Below are 23,981 nucleotides of genomic sequence, written 5' to 3'. Positions count from 1 at the left end.
ACATCCCTAGCGGAGCTCCACTAGGGATGTGAAGACTGATCTGCATACCTTGACGAACATTCGCGCTCCGGCGTCCACCCCGGCGGCCGGAACACATAGCTCAGCTTGAGCCGCCAGCCGTCGGCGCTGCGTACGTCGTTCCAGAGCTCACGGAACGCGCCGTACTCCAGGCGGAGAAGGTTGTAGGTGTCGACCTTGTAGGTCAGGCCGTACGTCGGGCGCTGGACCTCCGGCTGGAACGTGCCGAAGAGGCGGTCCCAGATGATCAGGATCCCGGCGTAGTTCTTGTCCAGGTACTCCGGGTCGGAGCCGTGGTGGACGCGGTGGTGCGACGGGGTGTTGAGCACGAGCTCCAGCGGTCGCCAGAGGCGGCCGATCGTCTCGGTGTGCACGAAGAACTGGTAGATCAGGTTGATCGAGAAGGCGATGTAGATCGCCGCCGGTGAGATGCCCAGGAACGGCAGCGGCAGGAAGAAGAAGAACTCGAACCACGGGTTCCACTTCTGCCGCAGCGCGGTCGCGAACGTCATGTACTCGCTCGAGTGGTGCGCCTGGTGCGCCGCCCAGCCGACGCGCGTCCGGTGCACGAAGCGGTGGTTCCAGTAGTAGGCGAGATCGACGACGACGATCGAGATCGCCAGGCCCCACCACGTCTCCGGGATCTGCCACAGCGACGCGTAGGCGAAGATCGCCGCGTAGACCGCGAACGTCAGCACCTTGAAGACGGTCATCGACACGATCGATCCCGCGCCCATCAGGATCGAGGTGCGAGCGTCCTTGAAGACGTAACCGGCCAGGTTGTCGTCGTGGTCGAGCCATTTCAGTGCTGCCAGCTCGATGAGGATCGAGAGCGCGAAGAACGGGATGGCGTACGTCAACGGGTTCTTGAGCGGGTCGAGCATGTCGTTCATGGGGGACCTCCCAGGGATATGACCTTGGAGTAAGTTACCTCAAGGTCATATGCCGCCGCTAGACTCTTGGGCATGTCACGGGCCAACGCAGGAACCAAGGGCGTCCCACGCGCCGACCGCGAGCTGCAGATCGTGCTAGCCGCCTGCCAGGCCTTCGGCACCGTCGGGTTCGCCAAGGCGTCCGTCGCCGCGATCGCCGCCGACGCCGGCATCTCGAAGCCGCTGGTCTACCAGTACTTCGGTTCCAAGGAGGGCCTCTTCCTGGCCAGCTTCAACTACGGTGCCGAGACGCTCGCCGCCGAGATGGAGCGGGTCGCCGCCGACGACTCCGTCGGCCTCGAGCGCGGCCTCCGCACGCTCGACGGCCTCTTCCGGACCCTCGAGCCGCAGCCGTGGGTGTGGCGGCTCCTCTTCGACCCGTCGGCGCCCGACGACGGTGAGGTGGCGGCCGCTCGCGCCGTCTACACCGACCGGATCACCCGTCTCGCCGTCGAGGGCGTCGGCGAGCTGATGCGGCTCGTGGGCGATGACGACCCCCTCGACGCCTCCGCGCTGACCGCGGTCTGGATGAGTGCGGTCGATGCGCTGATCACCTGGTGGCTCGATCACCCCGGGGTGACCCCTGCGGAGATGACCGAGCGCTGCCACCGGCTGATCACCGCCCTCTCCGGCGCCGCGCTGCCGCCGCACCTCGCAGCCGAGCTCAGCGCCGGCTGAGTCGAGAGGGAGGTACGACGGGGAGTTCTGCAGGGGTTACCCGCGCGTAACCCCTGCAGAACTCCCCGTCGTACATCCGGGCCGGTGACCGGCAGAACCCAGTAACCTACGCGGCGTGAGCATCGGCAGAGACCTGCAGTCCGCGATCTTCCGCAAGGGCCTGTTCGGCCACCGTCCCGTGGTGCCGACCGAGCCCTCGGTGCTGGCCGACGCTGCCCGCCGGGCGATGAGCAAGGAGGCCTGGGCCTACGTCGCCGGTGGCGCCGGGCAGCAGCGCACCGTCGCCGCCAACACCTCGGCCTTCGACCACTTCCGGCTGGTGCCCCGCATGCTCGCCAACGTGGAGAACCGCGACCTGCGCACCACGCTGTTCGGCGTGGACATGCCGGCGCCGCTGATGCTCGCCCCTGTCGGGGTGCTCGAGCTCGCCCATCCGCGCGCCGAGCACGAGGTCGCCGCGGCGGCCCGCGCGACGGGCATCCCGATGGTGATCTCCACCCAGGCGTCCGTCCCGATGGAGGAGGTCGTTGAGGACCTCGGCGACACCCCGCGGCTCTACCAGCTCTACTGGTCGAAGGACGAGTCGATCGTCGAGTCCTTCGTACGCCGCGCCGAGGCCATCGGCTCCCACGCGCTGGTCGTCACGCTCGACACGCACATGCTGGGGTGGCGTACGCGTGATCTCGATCTGGGCTACCTGCCCTTCGCGAGGGGACTCGGGATCGCGCAGTACACCTCCGACCCGGCCTTCCGCGCCCTCGTCGAGGAGCGCATCGCTGCGGGCTCCGGAACGAGCGTGCGACCCGGGCTCCGGGAGATCCCCTCGGCGCTCACCGCCGTCGCCTCGATGGCCCAGCACCACCCCGGCAAGCTCGTGGACAATCTCCGCTCCGGTCACGCGCGTGCCGCGGTCGAGACCTTCCTCGACGTCTTCTCCCGCTCCGACCTGATCTGGGACGACCTGGACCGGCTGCGCGAGATGACCGACCTGCCGATCGTGCTGAAGGGGCTCCAGGCGCCCGAGGACGCCCGGCGCGCGCTCGAGCACGGCGTCGACGGGATCATCGTCTCCAACCACGGGGGCCGCCAGGTCGACGGCGCGATCGCCTCGATCGACGCGCTGCCGAGCATCGTCGACGAGGTCGACGGCCGCATCCCGGTGCTCTTCGACTCCGGCATCCGCTCCGGCGCCGACGTCCTCAAGGCGCTCGCGCTGGGTGCCGATGCGGTCCTCCTCGGCCGTCCCTACGTCTACGGCCTCGCCCTCGCCGGCGCGGCCGGCGTCCAGGCCGTCCTGGAGCACATGCTCGCCGAGCTCGACCTCTCCCTCGGTCTCGTCGGTTGCCGCTCGGTCGAGGAGATCGGCCGCGAGCTCCTCGGCTGAGGACAGCGAGTGAGAGCAGGGACACGCCTGGGCGGCGCCAAGTTCATACTTTATGAGGGGGCGCGATCCGAGGACCCCACCTACGATGCAGGTGATGAACCCGCACATACCGCCAGATATCGTCGTGATCGGCGGCTCCAACATGGATCTCCACGCTCGTGCGCACGAGCAGGTGGTGATGGGTTCGAGCATGTCCGGATCCGCCGGCCTCTCGCCCGGCGGCGTCGGCCGGAACGTGGCCGAGAACCTGGCCCGGCTGGGTGACTCGGTGGCGCTGGTCTCGGTCGTCGGCGACGATCCGATCGGTGACGAGGTGATCAGCTACACCGAGGACGTCGGCGTCGACTGCACCTACGTCCGCCGCCGGGCAGACGTACGCACCGGCACCTACAACGCCGTGCTCGACTCCTCCGGTGAGCTGGTGGTCGCCGTGGCCGACATGGCCGCGACCGACGAGTTCTCCCCGCTGGTCGTGGAGGCGGCCCGCGACCTGATCAAGAATGCTCGCGGGGTGCTCGTCGAGGGCAACATCCCGGTCCGCACGGCTGAGGTGGCGATCGACCTCGCCCACGAGTTCGACGTGCCTGTCGGCTTCGACCCGGTCTCGGTGCCGAAGGCGAGGCGGGCGCGCGACCTGATCCGCGCCGACCGCGAGCTCTACCTGGTCACGCCCAACCAGGCGGAGCTGGCCGCGCTGACCGATCTGCCCGCCGGCACGGACGCGGAGATCGAGAAGGCTGTCCACGCCCTGCACGACCGCGGTGTCGGCGTGGTCTGGGTGCGTCTGGGCGCTCGTGGGTCGGTGATCAGCTACAACGACGTCTACCAGGAGCTCGCCGCGGTGCCGACCGACGTCGTCGACGTGACCGGTGCGGGCGACGCGATGCTCGCCGCGTTCACCCACGAGCTGCTCCGCGACGTCGACCTGGTCGAGGCGGCGCGGTTCGGGCACGCCGCGGCCGCGCTCACCTGCGGCACCCACGACACCGTCCGGATGGATCTCAACGAGAGCCTCGTGCGGGAGCTGGCGTGAAGGTCCGGCTCACCGAGGAGGTCGGGGTCGCGCTCGCCGAGGGCCGCCCGGTCGTCGCGCTGGAGTCGACGATCATCAGCCACGGCATGCCCTATCCCGACAACGTCAAGATGGCCACCGAGGTCGAGCAGATCGTGCGCGACAACGGCGCCGTGCCGGCGACGATCGCCCTGCTCGACGGCGTTCCCCGCGCCGGCCTGTCCCACGACGACCTCGAGCTGCTCGCCTCCGACCCCGACGTGACCAAGGTCAGCGTTCGCGACCTTCCCTACGTCGTGGCCCGCGGTCTGCACGGTGCGACCACGGTCGCGGCTACCATGCGCCTGGCGGCCATGGTCGGGATCCGGACGTTCGTGACCGGTGGGCTCGGTGGCGTACACCGAGGTGCGTCGACGTCCTTCGACATCTCCGCAGACCTGACCGAGCTCGCCCGCACCCAGGTCGCGGTGGTGAGCGCCGGCGTGAAGTCGATCCTCGACATCGGCCTCACCCTCGAGACGCTGGAGACGTACGGGGTGCCCGTCCTGGTCAACGGCAGCGACGAGTTCCCGGCCTTCTACTCCCGCAGCTCCGGCTTCGCAGCCCCGCTGCGCATCGACGGTCCCGACGAGGCCGCCGCGGTCATGAAGGCCACCTGGGACCTGGGTCTTCCCAGCGGGCTGGTCGTCGCCAACCCGGTCCCGGTCGCCGACGAGATCCCCGCCGAGGTGATCGGGAAGCACATCGACCAGGCCCTCGCCGACGCCGAGGCGCGCGACATCCACGGCAAGGACATCACCCCGTTCCTGCTGGCCCGGATCGTCGAGCTGACCGGCGGCGACTCGCTGGCGACCAACGTCGCGCTCGTACGCGACAACGCAGCCTTCGGTGCGCAAATGGCGGCAACCTACGCCGCGAGTGTCTAACTTCTCACCACTCGTTCACCCTGGAGACACCGCAGGCGGCCTAACGTCTCGTCTACCTATGCGTTGATCCTCCCGTGACCGTCAGCCCCCACTCCGGCCCCACACGCATCGGCCCGTCCCGGCGCACTCTGCTCAAGACCGGCCTGATCGGTGGAGCCGGTGTCGTCGCCGGCCCGATGCTGTGGACCCAGGCTGCCAGGTCGGCCGCACCGGCCACCGGCGTACATCTGTCCTACGGTGCCAACCCGGTCAGGCAGATGAACGTCTCCTGGTCGACCGCCGGTTCGGTGCAGGCGCCGCGACTCGACCTCGGCGTCACGCCCGACTACGGCCTCACGCTCCGGCCCGAGTCGCTCTCCTCGATCCGCGTCGACAGCGTCTACCACCACGTCGACCTCAGCGACCTGAAGCCAGGCACGCGCTACTACTACCGCCTCAGCCACGACGGGGGTACGCCGACCAGGGGCTCGTTCACCACCGCCCCGAAGGGCCGGGAGAGCTTCCGCTTCGCCGCCTTCGGCGACATGGGTGTGGCCGAGGACGCCGCCCGCAACGTGAACCTCATCCGCCAGCAGGGTGCCGAGTTCGCGTTCGTCGTCGGCGACATCGCCTACGCCGACACCGGCGGCCAGGGCAAGAGCGGCGAGCTGCAGCAGGACTTCGGGGTCTGGGACGAGTTCCTGACCCAGATCCAGCCCAGCGCCAACGCGATCCCGTGGATGACCGTCGTCGGCAACCACGAGATGGAGAACGGCAACGGCGAGCTCGGCTACGACGGCTACCGGGCCCGTTTCCGTCACCCCGGCAACGGTGCCGACGGCGGAAAGGAGACCTACTCCTTCGTCCGCGGCAACGTCGCCTTCATCGCCCTCGACGGCAACGACGCGACGTACGAGTACACCCGGAACGCGGGCTACCTCGGCGAGACCCTGGACAGCTGGCTGGAGCAGCGGCTGGCCGACTTCCGGACCCGTGACGACATCGATTTCATCCTGGTCGGCTTCCACCAGTGCGCCTACTGCACCAACATCGCGCACGCCTCCGACGGCGGCATCCGCGACCGCTGGGAGGCGCTCTTCGACCGCTACCAGGTCGACGTGGTGATCAACGGTCACAACCACTGCTACGAGCGCACCCACCTGATGCGCGGCGGCAAGCCCGTCCAGGAGGCGCCGCGCGGCTCCAGGGTCAGCACCAACGACGGGACCGTCTACATCACCGCCGGCGGCGGTGGCGGCTCGACCTACCCCGACGTCCTGCCGGTGCTCTCCTACTACACGGACAAGAACGGCCTGAAGATCCCTGAGCCGACCACCTACCGCGCCGTCGGCGACGCGACCCACTCGGTCGCCTTCTTCGATGCGCACCCGCGCGACGCCCACGGGCAGGCGAGACTGGACCTCGAAGTCATCGCCACCGACGGGTCCGAGGTCGACACGCTCACCATCGCTAGGTCGCGTTGATGCAGACCCAATTAGAGTTGATGCGCGTGGGGGGATTCAGAAGGAGGAAGCCGAGGCTGCTCAGCGTCGTCGTGCCTGTCTACAACGTGGCCGACTACGTCGCCGAGAGCCTCGACAGCATCCTTCGTCAGCCGCTGCGTGAGGTCTGTGCCATCGAGGTGGTCGTCGTCGACGACGGCTCGACCGACGGCTCGACCGAGATCGTCAAGGACATCGCGGCCCAGGACCACCGGGTCACGCTGATCACCCAGCCCAACTCCGGTGTCTCCATCGCCCGTCACACCGGGATCGAGGCCGCCACCGGTGACCTGCTCACCTTCGTCGACCCCGATGACATCCTGCCCCGCGACGCGTGGAGCTCGATGATCAAGACGCTGCGGCGTACCGGCTCCGACTTCGCGGTCGGCTCCGCCGAGCGCCTCACCGTCGTGAACGGCGAGGAGCGGAGGTACGTCACCCCGCTGATGCGCCGCAACCACACCCGCACGCGCCTCAGGTGCCGGATCGAGGACGCGCCGCTGATGCTCGCGGACGTGTTCGTGTGGAACAAGATCTTCCGGACCTCCTTCTGGACCGACAACGACATCACCTTCCCCGAGCGCACCCGCTACCAGGATCAGGTGGCCCTGACCCAGGCGTTCCTGGCCGCCCGGGCCTTCGACGTCCTCACCGACGTCGTCTACGACTGGCGGGTCCGCTCCGACCTGTCCTCCGCCACCCAGAAGCGCGCCCAGATCGCCAACCTGCTCGAGCGGATCACCACGAAGCGGCAGACCGTCGAGCTCGTGGCGGCGTCGGGCTCGGAGAGGCTGATGCGGACGCTGCGTGCCGAGATCCTCCCGATCGACATGTGGGAGCACTTCCGCGCGGCGGTCAACCCCACCACCGAGGACCCCGACCGCTACTGGTCGCTGCTGCGCGACGTCGTCCTCGAGCTCTGGTACGACGCGGGTGTCCCGTTCGAGGAGACCACCGTCCCGCGTGGCCAGCGACTGATGGCCTGGTTGGTCGCGCGCGACCGCCGCGACGACCTCGCCGACCTCATCGAGATGATCGACGAGCGGGGTCCGGCCAAGGCGATCGAGGCGTTCGCCGCCGCCGAGGACCTTCCCGTGGGGCTCTGAGCACCCCGGCGCCACCCGAAACCCATGGGTGTATCACTCGGCCCTAGTGGCTCAGGGACTTAAGACCCCCGATATACCCAGATGCGCCAGGAATTGGGCGATTCCCGTTGCACGGGGGTTCCCCGGGGGGCAAGGTGTGGGCACCCCACGTCATTGCTTCGAGGAGCCCACTGAATGCCCAGCGTCCAGCTGTCGGCCGGTCCGATCGATTTCGACGATACCGGCGGTGACGGCCCTGTCCTCGTACTCCTCCACGGAGTGCCGATGGACGGCCGTCTGTGGCGTCGTTCGATGTCCTATCTCGGTGGGTTCCGGGTGATCCGGCCGACGCTGCCGCTCGGTGGCCACCGTAAGCCGATGAACCCCGACGCCGACCTCAGCCAGGTCGGCGTGGCCAACATCCTCGGTGACTTCCTCGACGCGCTCGACCTCCACGACGTCACCCTGGTCCTCAACGACTGGGGCGGTGGTCAGTTCCTCATCAACGAGGGCCGCACCGACCGCATCGCGCGGCTGGCGCTGGTGGCGTGCGAGGCCTTCGACAACTACCCGCCCAAGGCGGCCAGGCCGCTGGCGGTGCTCTCCAAGATGCCGCCGCTGTTCACCGCGGGGCTGCAGCTGTTCCGCATGCAGAGCTTCCGGCAGGCGAGCTGGGGCTACGGCGGGATGTCGGTCGACAAGGACTACCACCTCTACGACGACCTCGTGCACGGTTGGTTCGCCCCGGCGCTGACCGACAAGGCCATCCGCCGCGACTTCATCAAGTTCGCCGGCGGCGCGCCCGGACGCGACGAGCTGCTCGAGCTGGCCGAGGGTCAGCAGAAGTTCACCAAGCCCGTGCTCGTGGTCTGGGCCGACCAGGACACCCTGATGCCGGCCGAGCACGGTCCACGCCTGGCCGCGCACTATCCCGACGCACGCCTGGAGATCGTCAAGGACTCCTCCACGCTGGTGCCGATCGACCAGCCCGAGCTCCTCGCCGGGCTACTTCGAGAGTTCGTGCTCGGCGGGCGCGGGCCGGGTGACCCGGTAGGCGAGGAAGCTCGGGACGAGTAGCGCGCACAGCGCGATTCCGAGGAGGTTCAGCAGGCCGCCACCGGTGGTCGCGATCGCGGTGCCGACCACGGCCGCCGCGCCTCCGTGCAGGACGTCGGCCACTCGCGGGCCACCCGCGACGACGACCGTGAAGACCCCCTGCAGTCGGCCGCGTACGTTGTCGTCGGCCGACGACTGCAGGATCGACATCCGGATGGCCGCCGAGGCCACGTCGGCGGCGCCGGCGACCATCATGAAGAGCACGCCGAGCCCCAGCATGAGAGTCGTGAAGTGGTCGGCGAACGTGACGGTGAGCCCGAACAGGGTGATTCCGAGGGCCCACACGGCGATGCACCAGATGACCACGCGCCCCTGGGCCTCGATGCGGGAGACCCAGCCGGAGAAGATGCCCCCGATCACGGCGCCGGCCGGGATGGCGGCGAAGAGCAGGGCGAACGCGATGCCGCCCTCCGAGGGCCCGCCGAAGGACTCGTGCGCGATCTGCGGGAACAGCGCCCTCGGCATCGCGAAGACCATCGCGATCAGGTCGACCACGAAGCTCATCAACAGCACCGGCTGGTGGCGCAGGTAGGCGAAGCCGTCCCACACCGACCGCAGTCCGGGCACCTTCGAGCCGGCACCCTCGACGGGGATCTTCGGCAGCAGCACGACCGCGTAGAGGGTCGCGAAGAGGGTGACCGTGTCGATGGCGTACAGCCAGGTGAACCCGGTGAACGGGAGCATCACCCCGGCGACCAGCGGGCCGGCGATCGCGCCGGCCTGGAAGACCGTCATGTTCAGCGAGTTGGCGGCCGGGAGCAGGTGCGTGGGCAGGATCTTCGGGAGCAGCGAGTTCCGGGTCGGCTGGTTGACCGCGAAGAAGGCCTGCTGCACCGAGAAGAGACACAGCAGCGCCCACACGTTGGTGTTGCCGAGCGCCGACTGGAGCCAGAAGAGCGCGCTGGTCGCGATCAGCCCGGTGGTCGAGACCATCAGGATCGTACGCCGGTCGAAGTGGTCCGCGAGCGCGCCGCCGTAGAGGCCGAAGACGATCAGCGGGACCAGTCCGAAGACGCCCGTCAGCCCGACGTACGCCGAGGAGCCGGTGTCCGCGTAGATCTGGGCCGGCACCGCGACCACGGTCAGCTGGGCGCCGATCATGGTGATGATCCCGGCGATCCACAGGCGCCGGAAGTGCGGCTCCTGGAGGGGGCGGGTGTCTGCGACAGCACCCCTGAGCTTGCCGGCGATACTCACTTCTGCGGGGCCTTCAACATGGTTACTGATGCTAAGCGAATGAATTTACCTGGAGAAATTCTGATGAGGGGTGTCGGATCGGGGGGTAGACGTTCGTAGCAAGGGTGAGAGGCGGCCACCGAGGCCGTCCGACACGGAGGAGTGAGCACCATGGCCAAGTACCTGATGTCCGTCTGGGGTCCCGACTCGGACTACGAGAAGGAGAACTACGGCTACGCCTCGCAAGAGGAGATGATGGCCTCGTTCGAGGCGACCGGGAAGTTCAACGACAAGCTCCAGCAGGAGGGCTACTTCGTCTTCGCCGACGGCCTCGACGCCGCGAAGACGGCGACCGTCGTCGACGGCCAGGGCGAGAAGCCGATCATCACCGACGGCCCCTATGCAGAGGCCAAGGAGTACATGGCGGGCTTCTGGATCATCGACGTCCCCGACCTCGATGTCGCGCTCAAGCTGGCCGCCGAGGCCTCGGCGGCGTGCCTCGGCAAGGTCGAGGTGCGACCGATGCAGACCGGCCCCGAGGCGTGACCCGCCGTTGATCGAGGTCGACGAGGCGATCACCCGGGCCCACCACGAGGAGTGGGCCCGGGTGGTCGCCAGCCTCGCCAAGCGCTTCGGCGACCTCGACATCGCCGAGGATGCCGCGGCCGAGGCGTTCACGGTCGCTGTCGAGCGCTGGCCGCACGACGGCGTACCTCCCAACCCCGGCGCCTGGCTCACCACCACCGCCAACCGCCGCGCGATCGACCGGATCCGCCGCGAGTCCAAGCGTGACGACAAGCAGAAGGAGGCCGTCGCGATGCACGATGACACCCCGCACGAGCCTCTCGGAGCGATCGAGGACGACCGCCTCCGGCTGCTGTTCACCTGCTGCCATCCCGCGCTCGCGCCCGAGGCCCGGGTGGCGCTGACGCTGCGTATGGTCGGCGGGCTGACGGTTCCTGAGATCGCCAACGCCTTCCTGGTCCAGGAGACCACGATGGGCCAGCGGATCACCCGCGCGAAGAACAAGATCAAGGCCGCCCACATCCCCTACCGCGTCCCGGAGACGGCCGATCTCCCCGAGCGGGTCTCTGGCGTTCTGGCGGTCCTCTTCCTGGTCTTCAACGAGGGCTATCTCTCCTCCGGCGACCACGAGAACGCCGTACGCGGCGACCTGACCGCCGAGGCGATCCGGCTGACCCGGCTGGTCCGTGCCCTGCTTCCCGACGACGGCGAGGTCGTCGGTCTGCTGGCCCTGATGCTTCTCATCGAGGCGCGGCGTACGGCTCGGGTCTCGGCGACCGGCGAGCTGGTCCGGCTCGACGAGCAGGATCGCGGCTCCTGGGATCTCGCGCTGATCGCCGAGGGACACGCGCTGGTGCGCGAGCGGCTCGCGGTCGTCGCCAACGGGGGCCCGCGGCCCGGGCGCTACCAGATCCTGGCCGCCATCAACGCCGTCCACACCTCGGTGCGGGACGCCCGCGACACCGACTGGTCCCAGATCGTCGCGCTCTACGACCAGATGCTCCGAGTCGACCCCTCACCGATCGTCCGGCTCAACCGCGCGATCGCGGTCGCCGAGCTGGACGGCCCCGAGGTCGCGCTCGCCGAGATCGACCGGCTCGACCTGGAGGACTACCACGCCTTCCACGCCACCCGGGCCGACCTGCTGCGCCGACTCGGCCGCAGCGGCGAGTCCCGTGCGGCGTACGACATGGCCATCGAGCTCGCCGAGAACGCTGCCGAGGTCGCGCTGCTGACCAGGCGGCGGGACCAGCTCGGACGCACTTGACGGAATTCCGTCCGTCGCTGTCGGATCGGGGCAGGTGCGTTCGTAGCAGGAGTGAGTGGCGGTCACCGGACCGTCCCGGAGGCGAGGAGACGATACGCATGCCCGAATACCTGATCGCGTTCAACGACGAGTGGGTTCCCGAGCACACGACGGAGGAGCTCGAGCACAAGAGCAAGACCTCGATGGCCGTGATCGAGGAGATGAAGTCCGCCGGTGTCTTCGTCTACGGCAACGGAGCCATCGACGCCTCGACCGCGCTCTTCAGCGTCGAGGCCAGCAACGGCAAGCCGGTCTTCACCGACGGCCCCTACGTCGAGACCAAGGAGCACCTCGGCGGCTTCTGCGTCATCGATGTCCCCGACGAGGACACCGCGCGCTACTGGGCAGGTCGGCTGGCGGTCGTGCTCGACTGGCCGCAAGAGGTCCACCGGTTCCCGGATCTGTTCGGCTCGGAGGAGTGAGCCCAGAACCTGGAACGCTTCGTCGGATCTCGGCGGCGAAGCGTTTCAGGTCGTGGCAGGCTTGCTGGCATGACACTGGACCCCATGCGTTCGGCGCAGCCGCTCGTCCTGCCCGAGACCGACGCCGCGGAAGCCTGGGTCAAGGAGCGTACGTCCCAGACGCTGACCCACGTACGCGAGCTCGCTGACCAGCTGCGGACCGCCCCGCCGAGCGAGGCGATCGAGGTGCTGAAGGCCTGGGACCAGCTCTCCCTCGAGCTCGGCTCGCTCGGCGGGATGGCCGGTCTGCTCGCCAACGTGCACCCCGTCGAGGCGGTCCGCACCGCGTGCGAGGACACCGAGGTCGAGGTCGACCGGCTGCGCACCGAGCTCACCCAGGACCAGGCGCTCTACCAGGTCTTCGCCCAGCTCTCCCCGGAACGGACCGAGGGGCTCGACCCGCTGGCCAAGCGGCTCCTGGAGAAGACGCTGCAGGACTTCACCCGTGCCGGCGTCGACCGCGACGAGGCCACCCGTGCCCGGCTCACCGAGATCAACGAGCGTCTCACCGACCTCAACCTCGAGTTCTCCCGCGTGACCAGGGACGACGTACGCATCACCACGGCCACGCCCGAGCAGCTGGACGGGATGCCGGCCGACTGGCTCGAGGCGCATCCGGTCAACGACAAGGGGCTCGTGGAGATCACCACCGACTACCCCGACGCACTTCCGGTGCGGATGTTCGTGAAGGACCCGGCGATCCGTCGAGCCGTCACGGTGGCCGGGCTCGAGCGAGGCTGGCCGCACAACGACTCGGTCCTCAAGGAGATGTTCGCGCTGCGCCACGAGCTGGCCAACCTGGTCGGCTACGAGGACTGGCCCGCCTTCGACGCCGCGGTGAAGATGATCGGCGAGGGTCCGGCGATCCCCGAGTTCATCGACAAGATCGCCGGCGCCGCCGAGGGACGGATGAAGCGCGACCTCGAGGTGCTCCTCGACCGCTATGAGCGCGACGTCCCGGGAGCCAGCGCGGTGTCCGCGGCCGACGCGCTCTACTACGAGGAGCTGGTGCGGCAGGAGAAGTACGACGTCGACAGCCAGGTGGTGCGCACCTACTTCGACTTCGCCAAGGTGCACCAGGGCCTGCTGGATGTCACCGGACGGCTCTTCGGGCTGCGCTACGAGCCGGTCTCCGACGTCGTCACCTGGCACGAGGACGTGAGCGTCTTCGACGTCTATCCGCACGACGGCGCCGAGCGTCTCGGCCGGATCTATCTCGACCTCCACCCCCGCGAGGGCAAGTACAAGCACGCCGCACAGTTCGACCTGGCCCCCGGTGTGAAGGGCCGGCAGCTGCCCGAGGGCGTGCTGGTCTGCAACTTCTCCCGCGGCCTGATGGAGCACGACCACGTGGTGACCCTCTTCCACGAGTTCGGCCACCTGATCCACCACGTCCTCGGTGGGCAGGGCGAGTGGGCGCGGTTCTCCGGCGTCGCGACCGAGTGGGACTTCGTCGAGGCGCCCAGCCAGATGCTCGAGGAGTGGGCCTGGGACGCCGACGTGCTGCAGACCTTCGCGACCAACGAGGCCGGCGAGCCGATCCCGGCCGACCTGGTGGCGCGGATGCGGGCCGCGGACGACTTCGGCAAGGGCTACCACGCGCGGCAGCAGATGTTCTACGCCGCGATCTCCTACTGGTTCCACAAGGAACAGCCCGAGGACCTCACCAAGCGATTGCAGGAGCTGCAGGCGGCGTACTCTCCCTATCCCTATCTCGAAGGCACCCATTTCTTCGCCAACTTCGGCCATCTGGGCGGCTACTCCTCGGGGTATTACACGTACATGTGGTCACTGGTGATCGCCAAGGATCTCTTCAGCGCTTTCGACCCGGACGACCTGTTCGATCCCGAGGTGGCCGGGCGTTATCGCGATCTCGTGCTGGCTCGTGGTGGCGAAGCGGATGCGGCCGATCTGGTGGCCGATTTCCTCGGCCGTCCCTACGGTTTCGACGCCTACGCCGCCTGGCTGGTCGCCTGACGCCTGGCATAAGCAACGGCAAATACGGGTACGTCCGCTGCGGAGATGTAGCAGGCTCGGGGTGTTGGGTTTTCGTAAAGGTTGATGCATTTTGCGTCCGTTGGAGCGGCAAACTTGCGTCTTGAGCCTCGCTGGGTAAACGTCTCTAGAGCAGAGGTGCCTGTTGCGTGCGCCACTCGGGACTGCGCGTCGATTCCCAGGCACCCTGAATCCAATACCCGTATAGGGGGAGAGATACATGGATGCCTTGAAGGACATCGATTGGGTGGCTCTCGGCGGCAAGGTACTTGCCGCAATCGCCATCCTCGTCGTCACGTGGATCATCGCCAAGATCGTCGCGTGGGCGTTCAAGAAGCTGACCTCGAAGATCGGAGTGCTCCAGAGGGCCGGCTCGGACGGCGACAGCATCGGCGCCAGTCTCGGCTCGGTGGCAGCCCTTCTCGTCTGGCTGTTCGGCCTGATTGCGCTGCTGCAGCTCTTTGGGCTATCCCAGGTGCTCGCACCGATCCAGGGTCTGCTCGACGGGATCCTCGGGTTCCTGCCGAACCTCATCGGGGCCATCTTCGTGTTCATCGTCGGTGCGCTGCTCGCCAAGGTGGTGCGCCAGCTCGTCGAGACCGCTCTCGGGGCGCTGCCGTGGGACCGCTGGCTCGGTGACGGCGCTCGCACGGCGAGCGACAGGATGGACGCCACGGTCGGGGTCGACCCGAACCGCACCCGAGTGTCGGGTGAGGCGCCGGGGACCGCTCCGCCGGGATCCGCGGCTACCACGGGCGCCTCGCAGGGTCACCAGATCGTCAAGGTCATCGGCCTGGTCCTCTACTCGATGATCATGATCGTGGTCGCGATCGCCGCCCTGCAGATCCTCGGCATCTCGTCGATCTCCGACCCGGCCACCGACATGCTCGACATGATCCTGGCGGCCATCCCGAAGATCATCGCCGCGGGCATCCTGCTCGCGATCGGCGTCTTCATCGCCCGCTTCGCCGCCGATCTGATCGGTGGCATCGTCGACGGCGTCGGCTTGGACCGTTCGCTGCACTCGATGGACGTGCTCCCCGCCGACAAGAGCGCCACCCCGGCGATCACCAAGATCGTGCAGATCGGCATCGTGCTGTTCTTCGCCGTGATGGCTGCGCAGATGCTCGATTTCCCGCAGATCACCGCCTTCATCAGCGAGGTGCTCGAGCTGGGTGGCAAGGTCATCTTCGGTGCGGCGATCATCGCTGCCGGCTTCTTCATCGCGACGACGATCGCCAAGCTGGTCTCCGGTGCGGCGTCGCAGATCCTGAAGTACGCCACGATCGCGCTGTTCGTCGCCATCGGGCTGAAGTTCATGGGTCTGGCCGACTCGATCATCAACCTCGGCTTCGGTGCCGTGGTCGTCGGTGGTGCCGCTGCCGCGGCGCTCGCCTTCGGCCTGGGTGGTCGCGACGCTGCCGCCCGTCAGCTGGATCGGCTCCAGGCGGAGGGTGGTGCGCGCGCGGCCACCACGCCGACCACGCCCCAGACCCCGCCGACGACCCCGCCGCCGCCCCAGACGCCTGGCGTCTGATCGCAGCGCCGACCGTCAGGGTCTGACTCAGGGAGCCCCCGGATTTCCGGGGGCTCCCTTCCATTTCGCTTGAACGGGTCGGAGGAGCGGCGTAAGATCACGATATATCGCGAAGGAACGCGATCTAGTCTTCCGAATGAGAGTGAAACTGATGAGCTACAACAACAACCCTTGGGGTGAGTGGATCGACCAGATGGGTCGAGAGTTCGGCAAGGGCGGCCCGCGCCGCTCCCATGGCTGGCAGGGTGGTCCCGGCTGGGGCGGTCCGGGATGGGGTGGCCCCGGTTGGCAGGGCGGGCACCACGGTCGCGGTCGTGGACCGGCTGGTCCCCCGCCGTGGATCGCGGCACTGCTCGGCTTCGACAACCAGCCCCCGCAGCGGCCCGGTCCTCGGGTCCGTCGTGGTGACGTACGGTCCGCGATCATCTACGTGATGGCCGAAGCGGCCGAGCAGGGCCAGGTCATCAACGGCTACCAGGTGATCCAGCAGATCTCCGAGCGCAGCTCGGGTGAGTGGCGGCCGAGCCCCGGCTCGGTCTACCCGACCATCCAGCAGCTCGAGGACGAGGGTCTCGTGGAGTCCGACGACGAGCACGGCCGCCGCGCGATCCGGCTGACCGAGGCCGGAAAGACCTACGCCGCCGAGCACAAGGACGAGCTGGCCGGCGTGTGGAAGCCGTTCGACAAGGCCGTCGACAACGCCCGTGCCGGTGGTCGTGGTGGTCGCGGCGGGCAGGGAGTCGGCGACCTCGCCGGCTTCGGGATCCTCGGCGGCGAGCTCGCCCAGGTGCTCCCGGCCGTGTGGCAGCTCGCCACCTCCGGCACCGACGCCCAGCGCCAGGCCGCGGCCGACATCCTCGCCGACACCCGCCGCAAGCTCTACGGCCTCCTCGCGGCCGGCGACGACGAGACCGTTCCAGGTGAGGGGGCAGTGACCGCCGAGCAGATCGACGAGGTCGAGGAGACGGAGGACGGCGACCCCGGCCCCGAGCCGAAGGCCTGATGTCCCACTCGTGGGGAACTATCCGCGGGTCGGGTCAGAGTGCGTCGAGGTGGGCGACCAGGTGCCGGTGCCCGACGGCCTCGTAACCGACGATGGTGACCACCGGCGCCAGCGCGACGACGATGAGACACCACGCCACCGGCACGCCCGCGACCGCCATCACGACGCTCGCGACCAGCACGACTCCGGTGAGCACGACCAGGAGGATGTGGAACGGGTCGATCACGTGCATGAACGAGTTGTAGAGGACGTACAGGAGCAGGGCGTACGCCGCGACCGGGATGGCCACCGACGCGACCGTGCCGACCTCGCCCAGTTTGGAGTGATCCTGCAGCAGGTAGGCGGCGACGTGGAGGCCGGCGCCGGTGGCCGCGATCGAGGCGAAGAGCAGGATGTGCCCGTAGCCCCACAGGAACGAACGGTCGCGACGGCGGTGGAGCACTTCGGCCCACGGGATCATGAAGTAGGTCCACCACTGGCCGAAGGTCAGACCGATGCCGGCGGCGAGCAGGAGGATCGCTTCGAGGGTCCAGCCGATCTCCGGGTCGTGGACGATCACCGACAGCACCGCGACGGTGCCGATCACGCCCTCGCCCAGGGTGATGATCGTCAGCAGGCCGTAGCGCTCGGCGATGTGGTGGGCGTGCCAGGGCGTGCCACCGAAGTGGCGCTCGGCGATGAACGGGCCGACCAGCTCGATGATCAGCGGCACCAGCATCGCGGCGAACGCGGTCGCAACGTCGAGCGGCAGGATGGCGATGATGCACCACAGCACCTGTGCCGTGAGGATCGTGGTCAGGTAGACGCGGTGAGCGCTGCGGCGAGCCGGATCCTGGCGCCAGGCGCGCATCCACTGGCCGCAGAGGGCGACCCGCATCACGACGTACCCGGCGATCATGATCTCGTTGTGGAGCCGCTCGCCCTCGTGGATGCTCTCGAACATCTCCGGCAGGCCGAGCGCCATGATGATCACGCCGACCATCTGCACCATCGTGAGCAGCCGGAACGCCCAGTCGTCGGTGTCGTAGGCCGAGGCCATCCAGGAGTAGTTGATCCACGCCCAGCAGATCGCGAACGACGCGAAGCAGAACGCCACGATCCCGGCGGCGACGTGTCCCTCCGCGAGCTGGTGGGCGAGCTCGTTGCCGCTCACCCCGAACGCAACGACGAAGGTGAGATCGAAGAGCAGCTCCAAGGGTGTCGCGGCCCGATGCTCCTCGTGCGGGTCGCGTCCGGTCATCTGCCGCAGGCGGCTCGTTTCATTCACGCTGGTGAGGATAGGTCCTGACGGCGTACGTTTCGTGGCATGAGGGAGCGTCAGCGAGCGACAACAGACCTCATGCCGCCGATTTCGTATTCTTTGACCTGCAGAACGGAAGCGGTGGCATGAGCGAGATCCTGATCAAGGTGCGTGGGTCACACAGTGTCGAGGTGGCTCCGGAGCGCGGGGTGGTCTCGGCCGAGATCCGGTTCGACGGCGCCTCACCGGAGCCGGTGATGGAGCGGCTGCAGCGCGGGCTGCAGAGCGTGCGTACGGAGCTCGAGCGGCTCGAGCAGGAGGGCGCGGTCGAGCGGTTCCTGGTCCAGCGGGTGCGCACGTCGGCCGAGCGGCCCTGGCACCAGGACGGCAAGCGGCTGCCGTTGGTGCACCATGCGTCCGTGGGCCTCACGGTCGAGTTCATCGACTTCACGGCGCTGGCGACCTGGGTCGGCCGCACGGCCGGCGACGAAGGGCTCCAGGTCCACGACGTCTCCTGGCGGCTCACCAAGGACAGCCGGTTGAAGGTCGAGCGTGACGTACGTCAGGAGGCGGTGCGCCAGGCCAAGGTGCGGGCGCAGGACTACGCCGATGCCCTCGACCTCGGCCCGGTCGCGGTCCGGAGCATCAACGACGTCGGTGTCAGCCGCGAGGTGGCGTACGAGTCGGCGGCCATGGCCATGCCGGCCGCCGGCAAGTTCGCGGACGCCGGGTCGGCGGCCCCCGACCTGGCCTTCGACCCCGACGACATCTCGGTCTACGCCGAGGTCGAGGCCGCCTTCACGGTCGCGATCTCCTGACCGTCGCGCCGTCCGGCGAGAGGGCTACTTCGCAGCAGCGCCCAGGTGGGCGTCGAGGCGCTCGGGAGAGAGCAGGTGGTTGATGGCCACCGCGGCGCAGCCGACCATGCCGGTCGAGTCGGCGTGGGTGGAGGGGACGAAGGTCAGGTCGCGGGTGGCCAGGGCGGTGGAGCGCGAGTAGACGGTCTCGCGGACACCCGCGGTGAACAGGTCGAACGCGGCGGCCATGTCGCCACCGATGACCACGACCTCGGGGTTGAGCAGGTTGATCGCGATCGCCAGCACCTCGCCGAGCTGGCGCCCGGCCTCGCGCAGCAGACCCCGGGCGATCGCGTCGCCGGCCAGTGCGGCGGCGACGAGGTCGCGGATGTGGCCGGCGGAGACGCCCGAGTCGACCAGTCCTTGGGTCAGCGCCCAGCCCGCGGCGACCGTCTCCAGGCAGCCGGTCGCCCCGCAACGGCAGGGGCGCTCGCCGGCGGACTCGACCCGGGTGTGGCCGATCTCGCCGACGGCGCCGGCATGGCCGCGCAGGACCCTGCCATCGGCGATGACGGCCAGCCCGAGGCCGGTCGACGCCTTCACGACCAGCGCGTCGCGCGGGTGCAGCCCGCTCCCGAAGAGCTCGGCGGTGGCCAGCGCGTCGGTGTCGTTGACGAGCACCAACGGACCGTCGGTGAGCCGCTCGAAGTAGGGGGCGAGCGCGATGCCGTCCCAGCCCCGCATCACCGGTGAGTCGACCGAGACCAGGCGGACGGGGTCGACGACACCCGGCAGGCTCATCCCGACGCCGAGCACGGGCGGCTCGATGCCCTCGAGGAGCCGCTCCAGCCGATCGGTCACGTCGGGCATCAGGTCGTCAGCGGCGATGCCGACCTCGTGGTCACGGGTGTCGCCGGCGAGCTCGCGGCCATCGAGGTCGAAGACGGCGAGTTGGCTGCGGGAGCGCCCGATCGCGACCGCCAGGACGACGCCGGCGTCGGCGTTGAAGGTCAGTGAGCCCGGCGGCCGGCCACCGGTCGAGGCGAGCTCCTCGCCGGTGAGGATCAGCCCGGCGTCGACCAGGGCGGAGACCCGAGAGACCACGGCCGTACGCGACAGGCCGGTCGTCTTCTGCAGATCGCTGCGGGTCACGGCGCGTCCGGAGCGCACCAGATCGAGTACGTCGGCGGCGGTTGTCATCTCGGGCATGGGGTGAGCCTACGCTACTTATGTCTTCGGTGTACCAAAGATTTACTTGTATCGATCCAAAGATCGTGACATTGTGTGCCAAAGCACACAGCCTTTGGAGGACCCGTGACTGCCGTTTCCCCCACCGTCGCCGACGTCACCGCGCGTCTCATCGAGCGCTCTGCCGCCACCCGGGCGGACTACCTGGCCCGCATCGCGGCCGCCCGAGTCGCCGGGCCCGCCCGCGGCCGGCTCGCGTGCAGCAACCTGGCCCACGGTTTTGCGGCCTCCACCGCGCCGACGAAGGCCGAGCTCAAGGTGATCACCCCCGCGGCGAAGCCCAACGTCGCGATCGTGACCTCCTACAACGACATGCTCTCGGCCCACGCGCCCTACGAGACCTACCCGCCGCTCCTCAAGGCCGCGGTCATGCGGGCCGGCGGGCTGGCGCAGGTCGCCGGCGGCGTGCCCGCCATGTGCGACGGCATCACCCAGGGCCGCGACGGCATGCAGGTCTCCCTCTTCTCCCGCGACGTGATCGCGATGTCGGCCGGGATCGCCCTGTCGCACGACATGTTCGACGCCGCGCTGATGCTCGGTGTGTGCGACAAGATCGTGCCGGGTCTGATGATCGGCGCGCTCTCCTTCGGCCACCTGCCGACCGTCTTCGTGCCTGCCGGCCCGATGTCCTCCGGCCTCCCTAACAAGGAGAAGGCCCGCGTCCGCCAGCGGTACGCAGCGGGCGAGGCCACCCGCGAGGAGCTGCTCGAGGCCGAGGCCGCCAGCTACCACTCCCGCGGCACCTGCACCTTCTACGGCACCGCCAACTCCAACCAGCTGCTGATGGAGGTGCTCGGCCTGCACCTGCCTGGCTCCTCGTTCGCCTCGCCGGACACGCTGCTGCGCGCCGCGCTCAACCGCGCTGCCGCCGAGCGCGCCACCGAGCTGGCGCTCACCGGTGGTCCCGGTATCGGCGAGATGATCGACGAGAAGTCGATCATCAACGCCTGCGTCGCGCTGCTCGCCTCGGGTGGTTCGACCAACCACACGATGCACCTGGTCGCCATCGCCCGTGCCGCCGGGATCCAGCTGACCTGGGGCGACCTCTCCGACCTGTCGCCGGTCGTGCCGCTGCTCACCCGGATGTACCCCAACGGCTCAGCCGACGTGAACCACTTCCACGCCGCCGGCGGCGTGAGCTTCCTGGTCCGCACCCTGCTCGAGGCGGGGCTGCTCCACGAGGACGTCACCACGATCCTCGGCCCGGGGCTGTCGGCCTACACCCAGGAGTCACGGCTCACCCGCGACGGTGAGATCGAGCTGGTCGAGGGTGCGCCGGTCTCCGGCGACCTCGACGTGCTGCGCCCCGCCGACGACCCGTTCTCGCCCGACGGTGGCCTGCGGGTGCTGACCGGCGACCTCGGCACCGCGGTGATCAAGACCTCCGCCGTCGCGCCCGAGCACCGGGTGGTCTCCGCCCCGGCCGTGGTCTTCGACGACCAGGCCGACTTCCTCACCGCCTTCTCCGAGAAGCGCCTCGACGGCCGCGACTTCGTCGCGGTGATCCGCTACCAGGGTCCCGCGGCCAACGGCATGCCCGAGCTGCACAAGCTCACCCCGGCGCTCGGCGTGATGCAGGACCGTGGTCAGCACGTCGCCATCGTCACCGACGGCCGGATGTCCGGCGCGTCGGGGAAGGTGCCCGCCGCGATCCACCTCACGCCCGAGGCCGCGCTCGGCGGGCCGCTCGCCCGCGTGCAGGACGGCGACCTGATCACCGTCGACGCCGTCGCCGGCACCCTGAGCATCGGGGTCGACCCCGACGAGTTCGCGCACCGCCCGACCACCGGCCGGGCACCGCTCGACGCCGAATGGCGCGGCACCGGCCGCGAGCTCTTCAGCGCCTTCCGTGCCACCGTCGGCTCTGCCGACACCGGCGCCTCTGTTTTCCCCTTCGCTCAAATCCAGCAGAGCGCCGCATCGTCCCAGGAGAGCCCCGTCCATGTCTGACCTGAAGTCCACCGACCTGCTCGATCTCTCCCCGGTGATCCCGGTCGTCGTCGTCGACGCCGTCGACCAGGCGGTGCCGGTGGCCCGCGCCCTCGTCGAGGGTGGCGTGCCCGTGGTCGAGCTGACGCTGCGTACGCCGGTGGCGCTGGACGCCATCCGGGCCATCGCGGCCGAGGTGCCGGAGGTTCTGATCGGCGCCGGCACGGTGACGACGCCCCTGCTCGCCAAGGAGGCCGCCGCGGCCGGGGCCCAGTTCCTCGTCTCGCCGGGCGCGACCCCGACGCTGCTCGGCGCGATGCGCGACACCGGGCTGCCGTTCCTGCCCGGCACCGCCACCGTCTCCGAGGCCCTCGCGGTCCTCGAGACCGGCCACACCGCGATGAAGTTCTTCCCGGCCGAGGCCTCCGGCGGCGCCAAGTTCCTCGGTTCGCTGCCGTCGGTGCTCCCCGACGCCCGCTTCTGCCCCACCGGTGGCATCACGCTCGCCACCGCCCCGAGCTACCTCGGCCTGCGCAACGTCGGCTGCGTCGGCGGCTCCTGGCTCACCCCCGCCGACGCGCTCGCCTCCGGCGACTGGGACCGCGTCACCGCGCTCGCAGCCGCCACCGCCGCCCTTCGCTGACCCGGCGCTACTGTCCCGGAAAAACCCGCCGAGTCGGCGCAACTGTCCCGCCTGCTCGGGACTGACGCGCCGACTCGGCGGTTTCTAGCGGGACTGATGCGCCGGGTCGGCGGGCTAGCGGTAGAGCAGGTACTGGCGGCGGGTCGCGTCGAAGGCGGCCAGCTCGTCGCGCCAGGCCGCCTGGACCTCGTCGCCGGTGGCGCCGGCGTCGATCTGCGTACGCAGCCTCGTCGATCCGGTGAGCTTGTCGATCCAGAACGGGCGGGCGGTGTCCCATGAGTCCTGGCGCCAGGCGAACTCGGGGTAGAGGGCCTTCGCGGTGACCAGCATCTCGACCCCGGCACGGATGGGATCGAACCGGTCGCGGTCCTGGATCGTGACCTGCACACCTCCGCAGACCTGGCCGGCGAACTTGTTGACCGAGGGGTTGAAGTAGGCCTCCCGGAACGTCACGCCCGGCAGGTCGGCCTCCTCCAGCGCCGCGGCCCAGCGGTGGTCGACGAACGGCGCCCCGATCAGCTCGAACGGCTTGGTGGTGCCGCGTCCCTCGGAGAGGTTGGTGCCCTCGAACATGCAGGTCCCGGGGTAGGCCAGCGCGGTGTCGGGGGTCGGCATGTTGGGGCTCGGCAGGATGAAGTCGAGCCCGGTGTCGGCGTACAGCGTCGTCCTCCTCCATCCGGAGACCTGGACGATGTCGAGCTGGTCGAGCCGGGCGCCGGCATGCTCCTCGAGGAACTCGCCGTCGAAGAACCGGGCCAGCTCGCCGACCGACATCCCGTGCTGCTGAACGACCTCGCGGGCGCCGACGCCCGAGGTGTACGCCGCCGTCATCATCGGGCCGCGGGCGGTCCCGCCCACGGGGTTGGGCCGGTCGAGGACCACGAAGCGCTTGCCGGTCGCGACCGCCGCCTGCATCGCCGTCCACATCGTCCAGATGTAGGTGTAGAACCGGGACCCGACGTCCTGGATGTCGAAGACGACGGTCTCGACGTCGGCCGTCGTGAACAGCTCCCGCATCTTCGCCACGTTCGCGCCGTAGGCGTCGTAGACCGTAAGCCCGGTGCGCTCGTCGACGAACGTCCCCTCCGAGCCGCCCGCCTGGGCCGTGCCGCGGAAGCCGTGCTCCGGCCCGAACACCCCGGCGATGCTCACGGCGCCCGACTCGTGCATCTCGTCGACGATGTTGCGCAGGTTGCGCAGCACGCCGGTGGGGTTGGTGATGATGCCGACCCGTTCTCCGGACAGCACCGACCAGCCGTCGGCCGCGGCCCGGTCGGCGCCCGGCCGGACGGCCTCGCCGCGTCCGAGCGGCTCGACAGGCGGGCTCGCCGCGCTCGCCGAGCCGGTCGATCCAGTGAGAAGCGGAGTCGCCGCGGCGCCGGCCACGGCAGCGCCGAGCAGACGGCGCCGGTCGATCCTGGGGAGTTCAGTGCTCATGGGGCGCTCCTGTGCCGAGGGGGAGGATCACCTTGCAGGCTAGTCCTGAAGG

At 69.2% G+C, this 23,981-nt stretch carries 21 protein-coding genes; 16 read left to right on the top strand and 5 right to left on the bottom strand.

The window, feature by feature from the left end:
- Positions 1-20 precede the first annotated feature (20 nt).
- Positions 21-911: a sterol desaturase family protein gene (locus tag OG984_RS19780; protein WP_328527909.1), complete on the bottom strand. Its 891-nt coding sequence runs from the start codon at positions 909-911 to the stop codon at positions 21-23.
- Positions 912-983: 72 nt separating this feature from the next.
- On the opposite strand from OG984_RS19780, the gene OG984_RS19775 reads away from it, so the two are divergent.
- The 7 genes from OG984_RS19775 (at position 984) to OG984_RS19745 (ending at position 8,593) form a co-directional block, all read left to right on the top strand.
- Positions 984-1,628: a TetR/AcrR family transcriptional regulator gene (locus OG984_RS19775; protein ID WP_328527908.1), complete on the top strand. Its 645-nt coding sequence runs from the start codon at positions 984-986 to the stop codon at positions 1,626-1,628.
- A 115-nt stretch (positions 1,629-1,743) separates the two neighbouring features.
- Positions 1,744-3,012 (top strand): alpha-hydroxy-acid oxidizing protein, encoded by a 1,269-nt coding sequence (locus OG984_RS19770; RefSeq protein ID WP_328527907.1) that lies wholly within the window; start codon positions 1,744-1,746, stop codon positions 3,010-3,012.
- 94 nt (positions 3,013-3,106) lie between these two features.
- Complete coding sequence (locus OG984_RS19765) at positions 3,107-4,045, top strand: carbohydrate kinase family protein (RefSeq protein WP_328527906.1); 939 nt, start codon at positions 3,107-3,109, stop codon at positions 4,043-4,045.
- On the top strand, positions 4,042-4,950 hold the full coding sequence (locus OG984_RS19760; protein ID WP_328527905.1) for a pseudouridine-5'-phosphate glycosidase: 909 nt from the start codon (positions 4,042-4,044) through the stop codon (positions 4,948-4,950). Before OG984_RS19765 ends, OG984_RS19760 begins: the two co-directional genes overlap by 4 nt.
- A 74-nt stretch (positions 4,951-5,024) precedes the next feature.
- Complete coding sequence (locus OG984_RS19755; RefSeq protein ID WP_328527904.1) at positions 5,025-6,413, top strand: purple acid phosphatase family protein; 1,389 nt, start codon at positions 5,025-5,027, stop codon at positions 6,411-6,413.
- Positions 6,414-6,433: 20 nt separating this feature from the next.
- The gene (locus OG984_RS19750) at positions 6,434-7,537 is read left to right on the top strand and encodes a glycosyltransferase family 2 protein (protein WP_328527903.1); all 1,104 of its coding nucleotides are present in this window, start codon (positions 6,434-6,436) and stop codon (positions 7,535-7,537) included.
- 174 nt (positions 7,538-7,711) lie between these two features.
- Complete coding sequence (locus OG984_RS19745) at positions 7,712-8,593, top strand: alpha/beta fold hydrolase (RefSeq protein WP_328527902.1); 882 nt, start codon at positions 7,712-7,714, stop codon at positions 8,591-8,593.
- Here OG984_RS19745 and OG984_RS19740 read toward each other — a convergent pair.
- Complete coding sequence (locus tag OG984_RS19740; RefSeq protein ID WP_328527901.1) at positions 8,522-9,829, bottom strand: MFS transporter; 1,308 nt, start codon at positions 9,827-9,829, stop codon at positions 8,522-8,524. The genes OG984_RS19745 and OG984_RS19740 overlap by 72 nt on opposite strands.
- A 150-nt stretch (positions 9,830-9,979) precedes the next feature.
- Here OG984_RS19740 and OG984_RS19735 point away from each other — a divergent pair, with 150 nt between their 5' ends.
- From OG984_RS19735 to OG984_RS19710, 6 genes are all read left to right on the top strand, one after another.
- The gene (locus OG984_RS19735; protein WP_328527900.1) at positions 9,980-10,354 is read left to right on the top strand and encodes a YciI family protein; all 375 of its coding nucleotides are present in this window, start codon (positions 9,980-9,982) and stop codon (positions 10,352-10,354) included.
- A 7-nt stretch (positions 10,355-10,361) separates the two neighbouring features.
- Positions 10,362-11,600, top strand: a complete 1,239-nt coding sequence (locus OG984_RS19730; protein ID WP_328527899.1) for an RNA polymerase sigma factor — start codon at positions 10,362-10,364, stop codon at positions 11,598-11,600.
- A gap of 98 nt (positions 11,601-11,698) precedes the next feature.
- On the top strand, positions 11,699-12,061 hold the full coding sequence (locus tag OG984_RS19725) for a YciI family protein (protein WP_328527898.1): 363 nt from the start codon (positions 11,699-11,701) through the stop codon (positions 12,059-12,061).
- A 69-nt stretch (positions 12,062-12,130) separates the two neighbouring features.
- The gene (locus OG984_RS19720; protein ID WP_328527897.1) at positions 12,131-14,077 is read left to right on the top strand and encodes a M3 family metallopeptidase; all 1,947 of its coding nucleotides are present in this window, start codon (positions 12,131-12,133) and stop codon (positions 14,075-14,077) included.
- Between the two features lie 238 nt (positions 14,078-14,315).
- Positions 14,316-15,632, top strand: coding sequence for a mechanosensitive ion channel (locus OG984_RS19715; RefSeq protein WP_328527896.1), 1,317 nt, complete (start codon positions 14,316-14,318; stop codon positions 15,630-15,632).
- Between the two features lie 151 nt (positions 15,633-15,783).
- Complete coding sequence (locus OG984_RS19710; RefSeq protein ID WP_328527895.1) at positions 15,784-16,635, top strand: PadR family transcriptional regulator; 852 nt, start codon at positions 15,784-15,786, stop codon at positions 16,633-16,635.
- A gap of 34 nt (positions 16,636-16,669) precedes the next feature.
- Here OG984_RS19710 and OG984_RS19705 read toward each other — a convergent pair whose 3' ends face one another.
- Positions 16,670-17,902, bottom strand: coding sequence for a low temperature requirement protein A (locus tag OG984_RS19705; protein ID WP_328527894.1), 1,233 nt, complete (start codon positions 17,900-17,902; stop codon positions 16,670-16,672).
- A gap of 119 nt (positions 17,903-18,021) precedes the next feature.
- Here OG984_RS19705 and OG984_RS19700 point away from each other — a divergent pair, with 119 nt between their 5' ends.
- Positions 18,022-18,693 (top strand): SIMPL domain-containing protein, encoded by a 672-nt coding sequence (locus OG984_RS19700; RefSeq protein ID WP_328527893.1) that lies wholly within the window; start codon positions 18,022-18,024, stop codon positions 18,691-18,693.
- Between the two features lie 24 nt (positions 18,694-18,717).
- Here the strand turns inward: OG984_RS19700 and OG984_RS19695 are convergent, their stop codons facing one another.
- The gene (locus OG984_RS19695) at positions 18,718-19,881 is read right to left on the bottom strand and encodes an ROK family transcriptional regulator (RefSeq protein WP_328527892.1); all 1,164 of its coding nucleotides are present in this window, start codon (positions 19,879-19,881) and stop codon (positions 18,718-18,720) included.
- Positions 19,882-19,986: 105 nt separating this feature from the next.
- On the opposite strand from OG984_RS19695, the gene edd reads away from it, so the two are divergent.
- Entirely contained in the window at positions 19,987-21,870 is a 1,884-nt protein-coding gene (edd, locus tag OG984_RS19690) for a phosphogluconate dehydratase (protein ID WP_328527891.1), read from the top strand.
- Entirely contained in the window at positions 21,863-22,492 is a 630-nt protein-coding gene (eda, locus tag OG984_RS19685) for a bifunctional 4-hydroxy-2-oxoglutarate aldolase/2-dehydro-3-deoxy-phosphogluconate aldolase (protein ID WP_328527890.1), read from the top strand. The genes edd and eda overlap by 8 nt, the downstream gene beginning before the upstream one ends.
- 114 nt (positions 22,493-22,606) lie before the next feature.
- Here the strand turns inward: eda and OG984_RS19680 are convergent, their stop codons facing one another.
- A complete protein-coding gene (locus OG984_RS19680; protein ID WP_328527889.1) occupies positions 22,607-23,929 on the bottom strand; it encodes an exo-beta-N-acetylmuramidase NamZ family protein in 1,323 nt (440 codons plus the stop codon).
- Between the last annotated feature and the right edge of the window lie 52 nt (positions 23,930-23,981).

It is taken from the genome of Nocardioides sp. NBC_00368, assembly GCF_036090055.1.
In the GTDB taxonomy this organism is placed as follows: domain Bacteria; phylum Actinomycetota; class Actinomycetes; order Propionibacteriales; family Nocardioidaceae; genus Nocardioides.
Note: the sequence above shows the minus strand (reverse complement) of the source record. Positions and strands in the feature narration are given on the sequence as shown.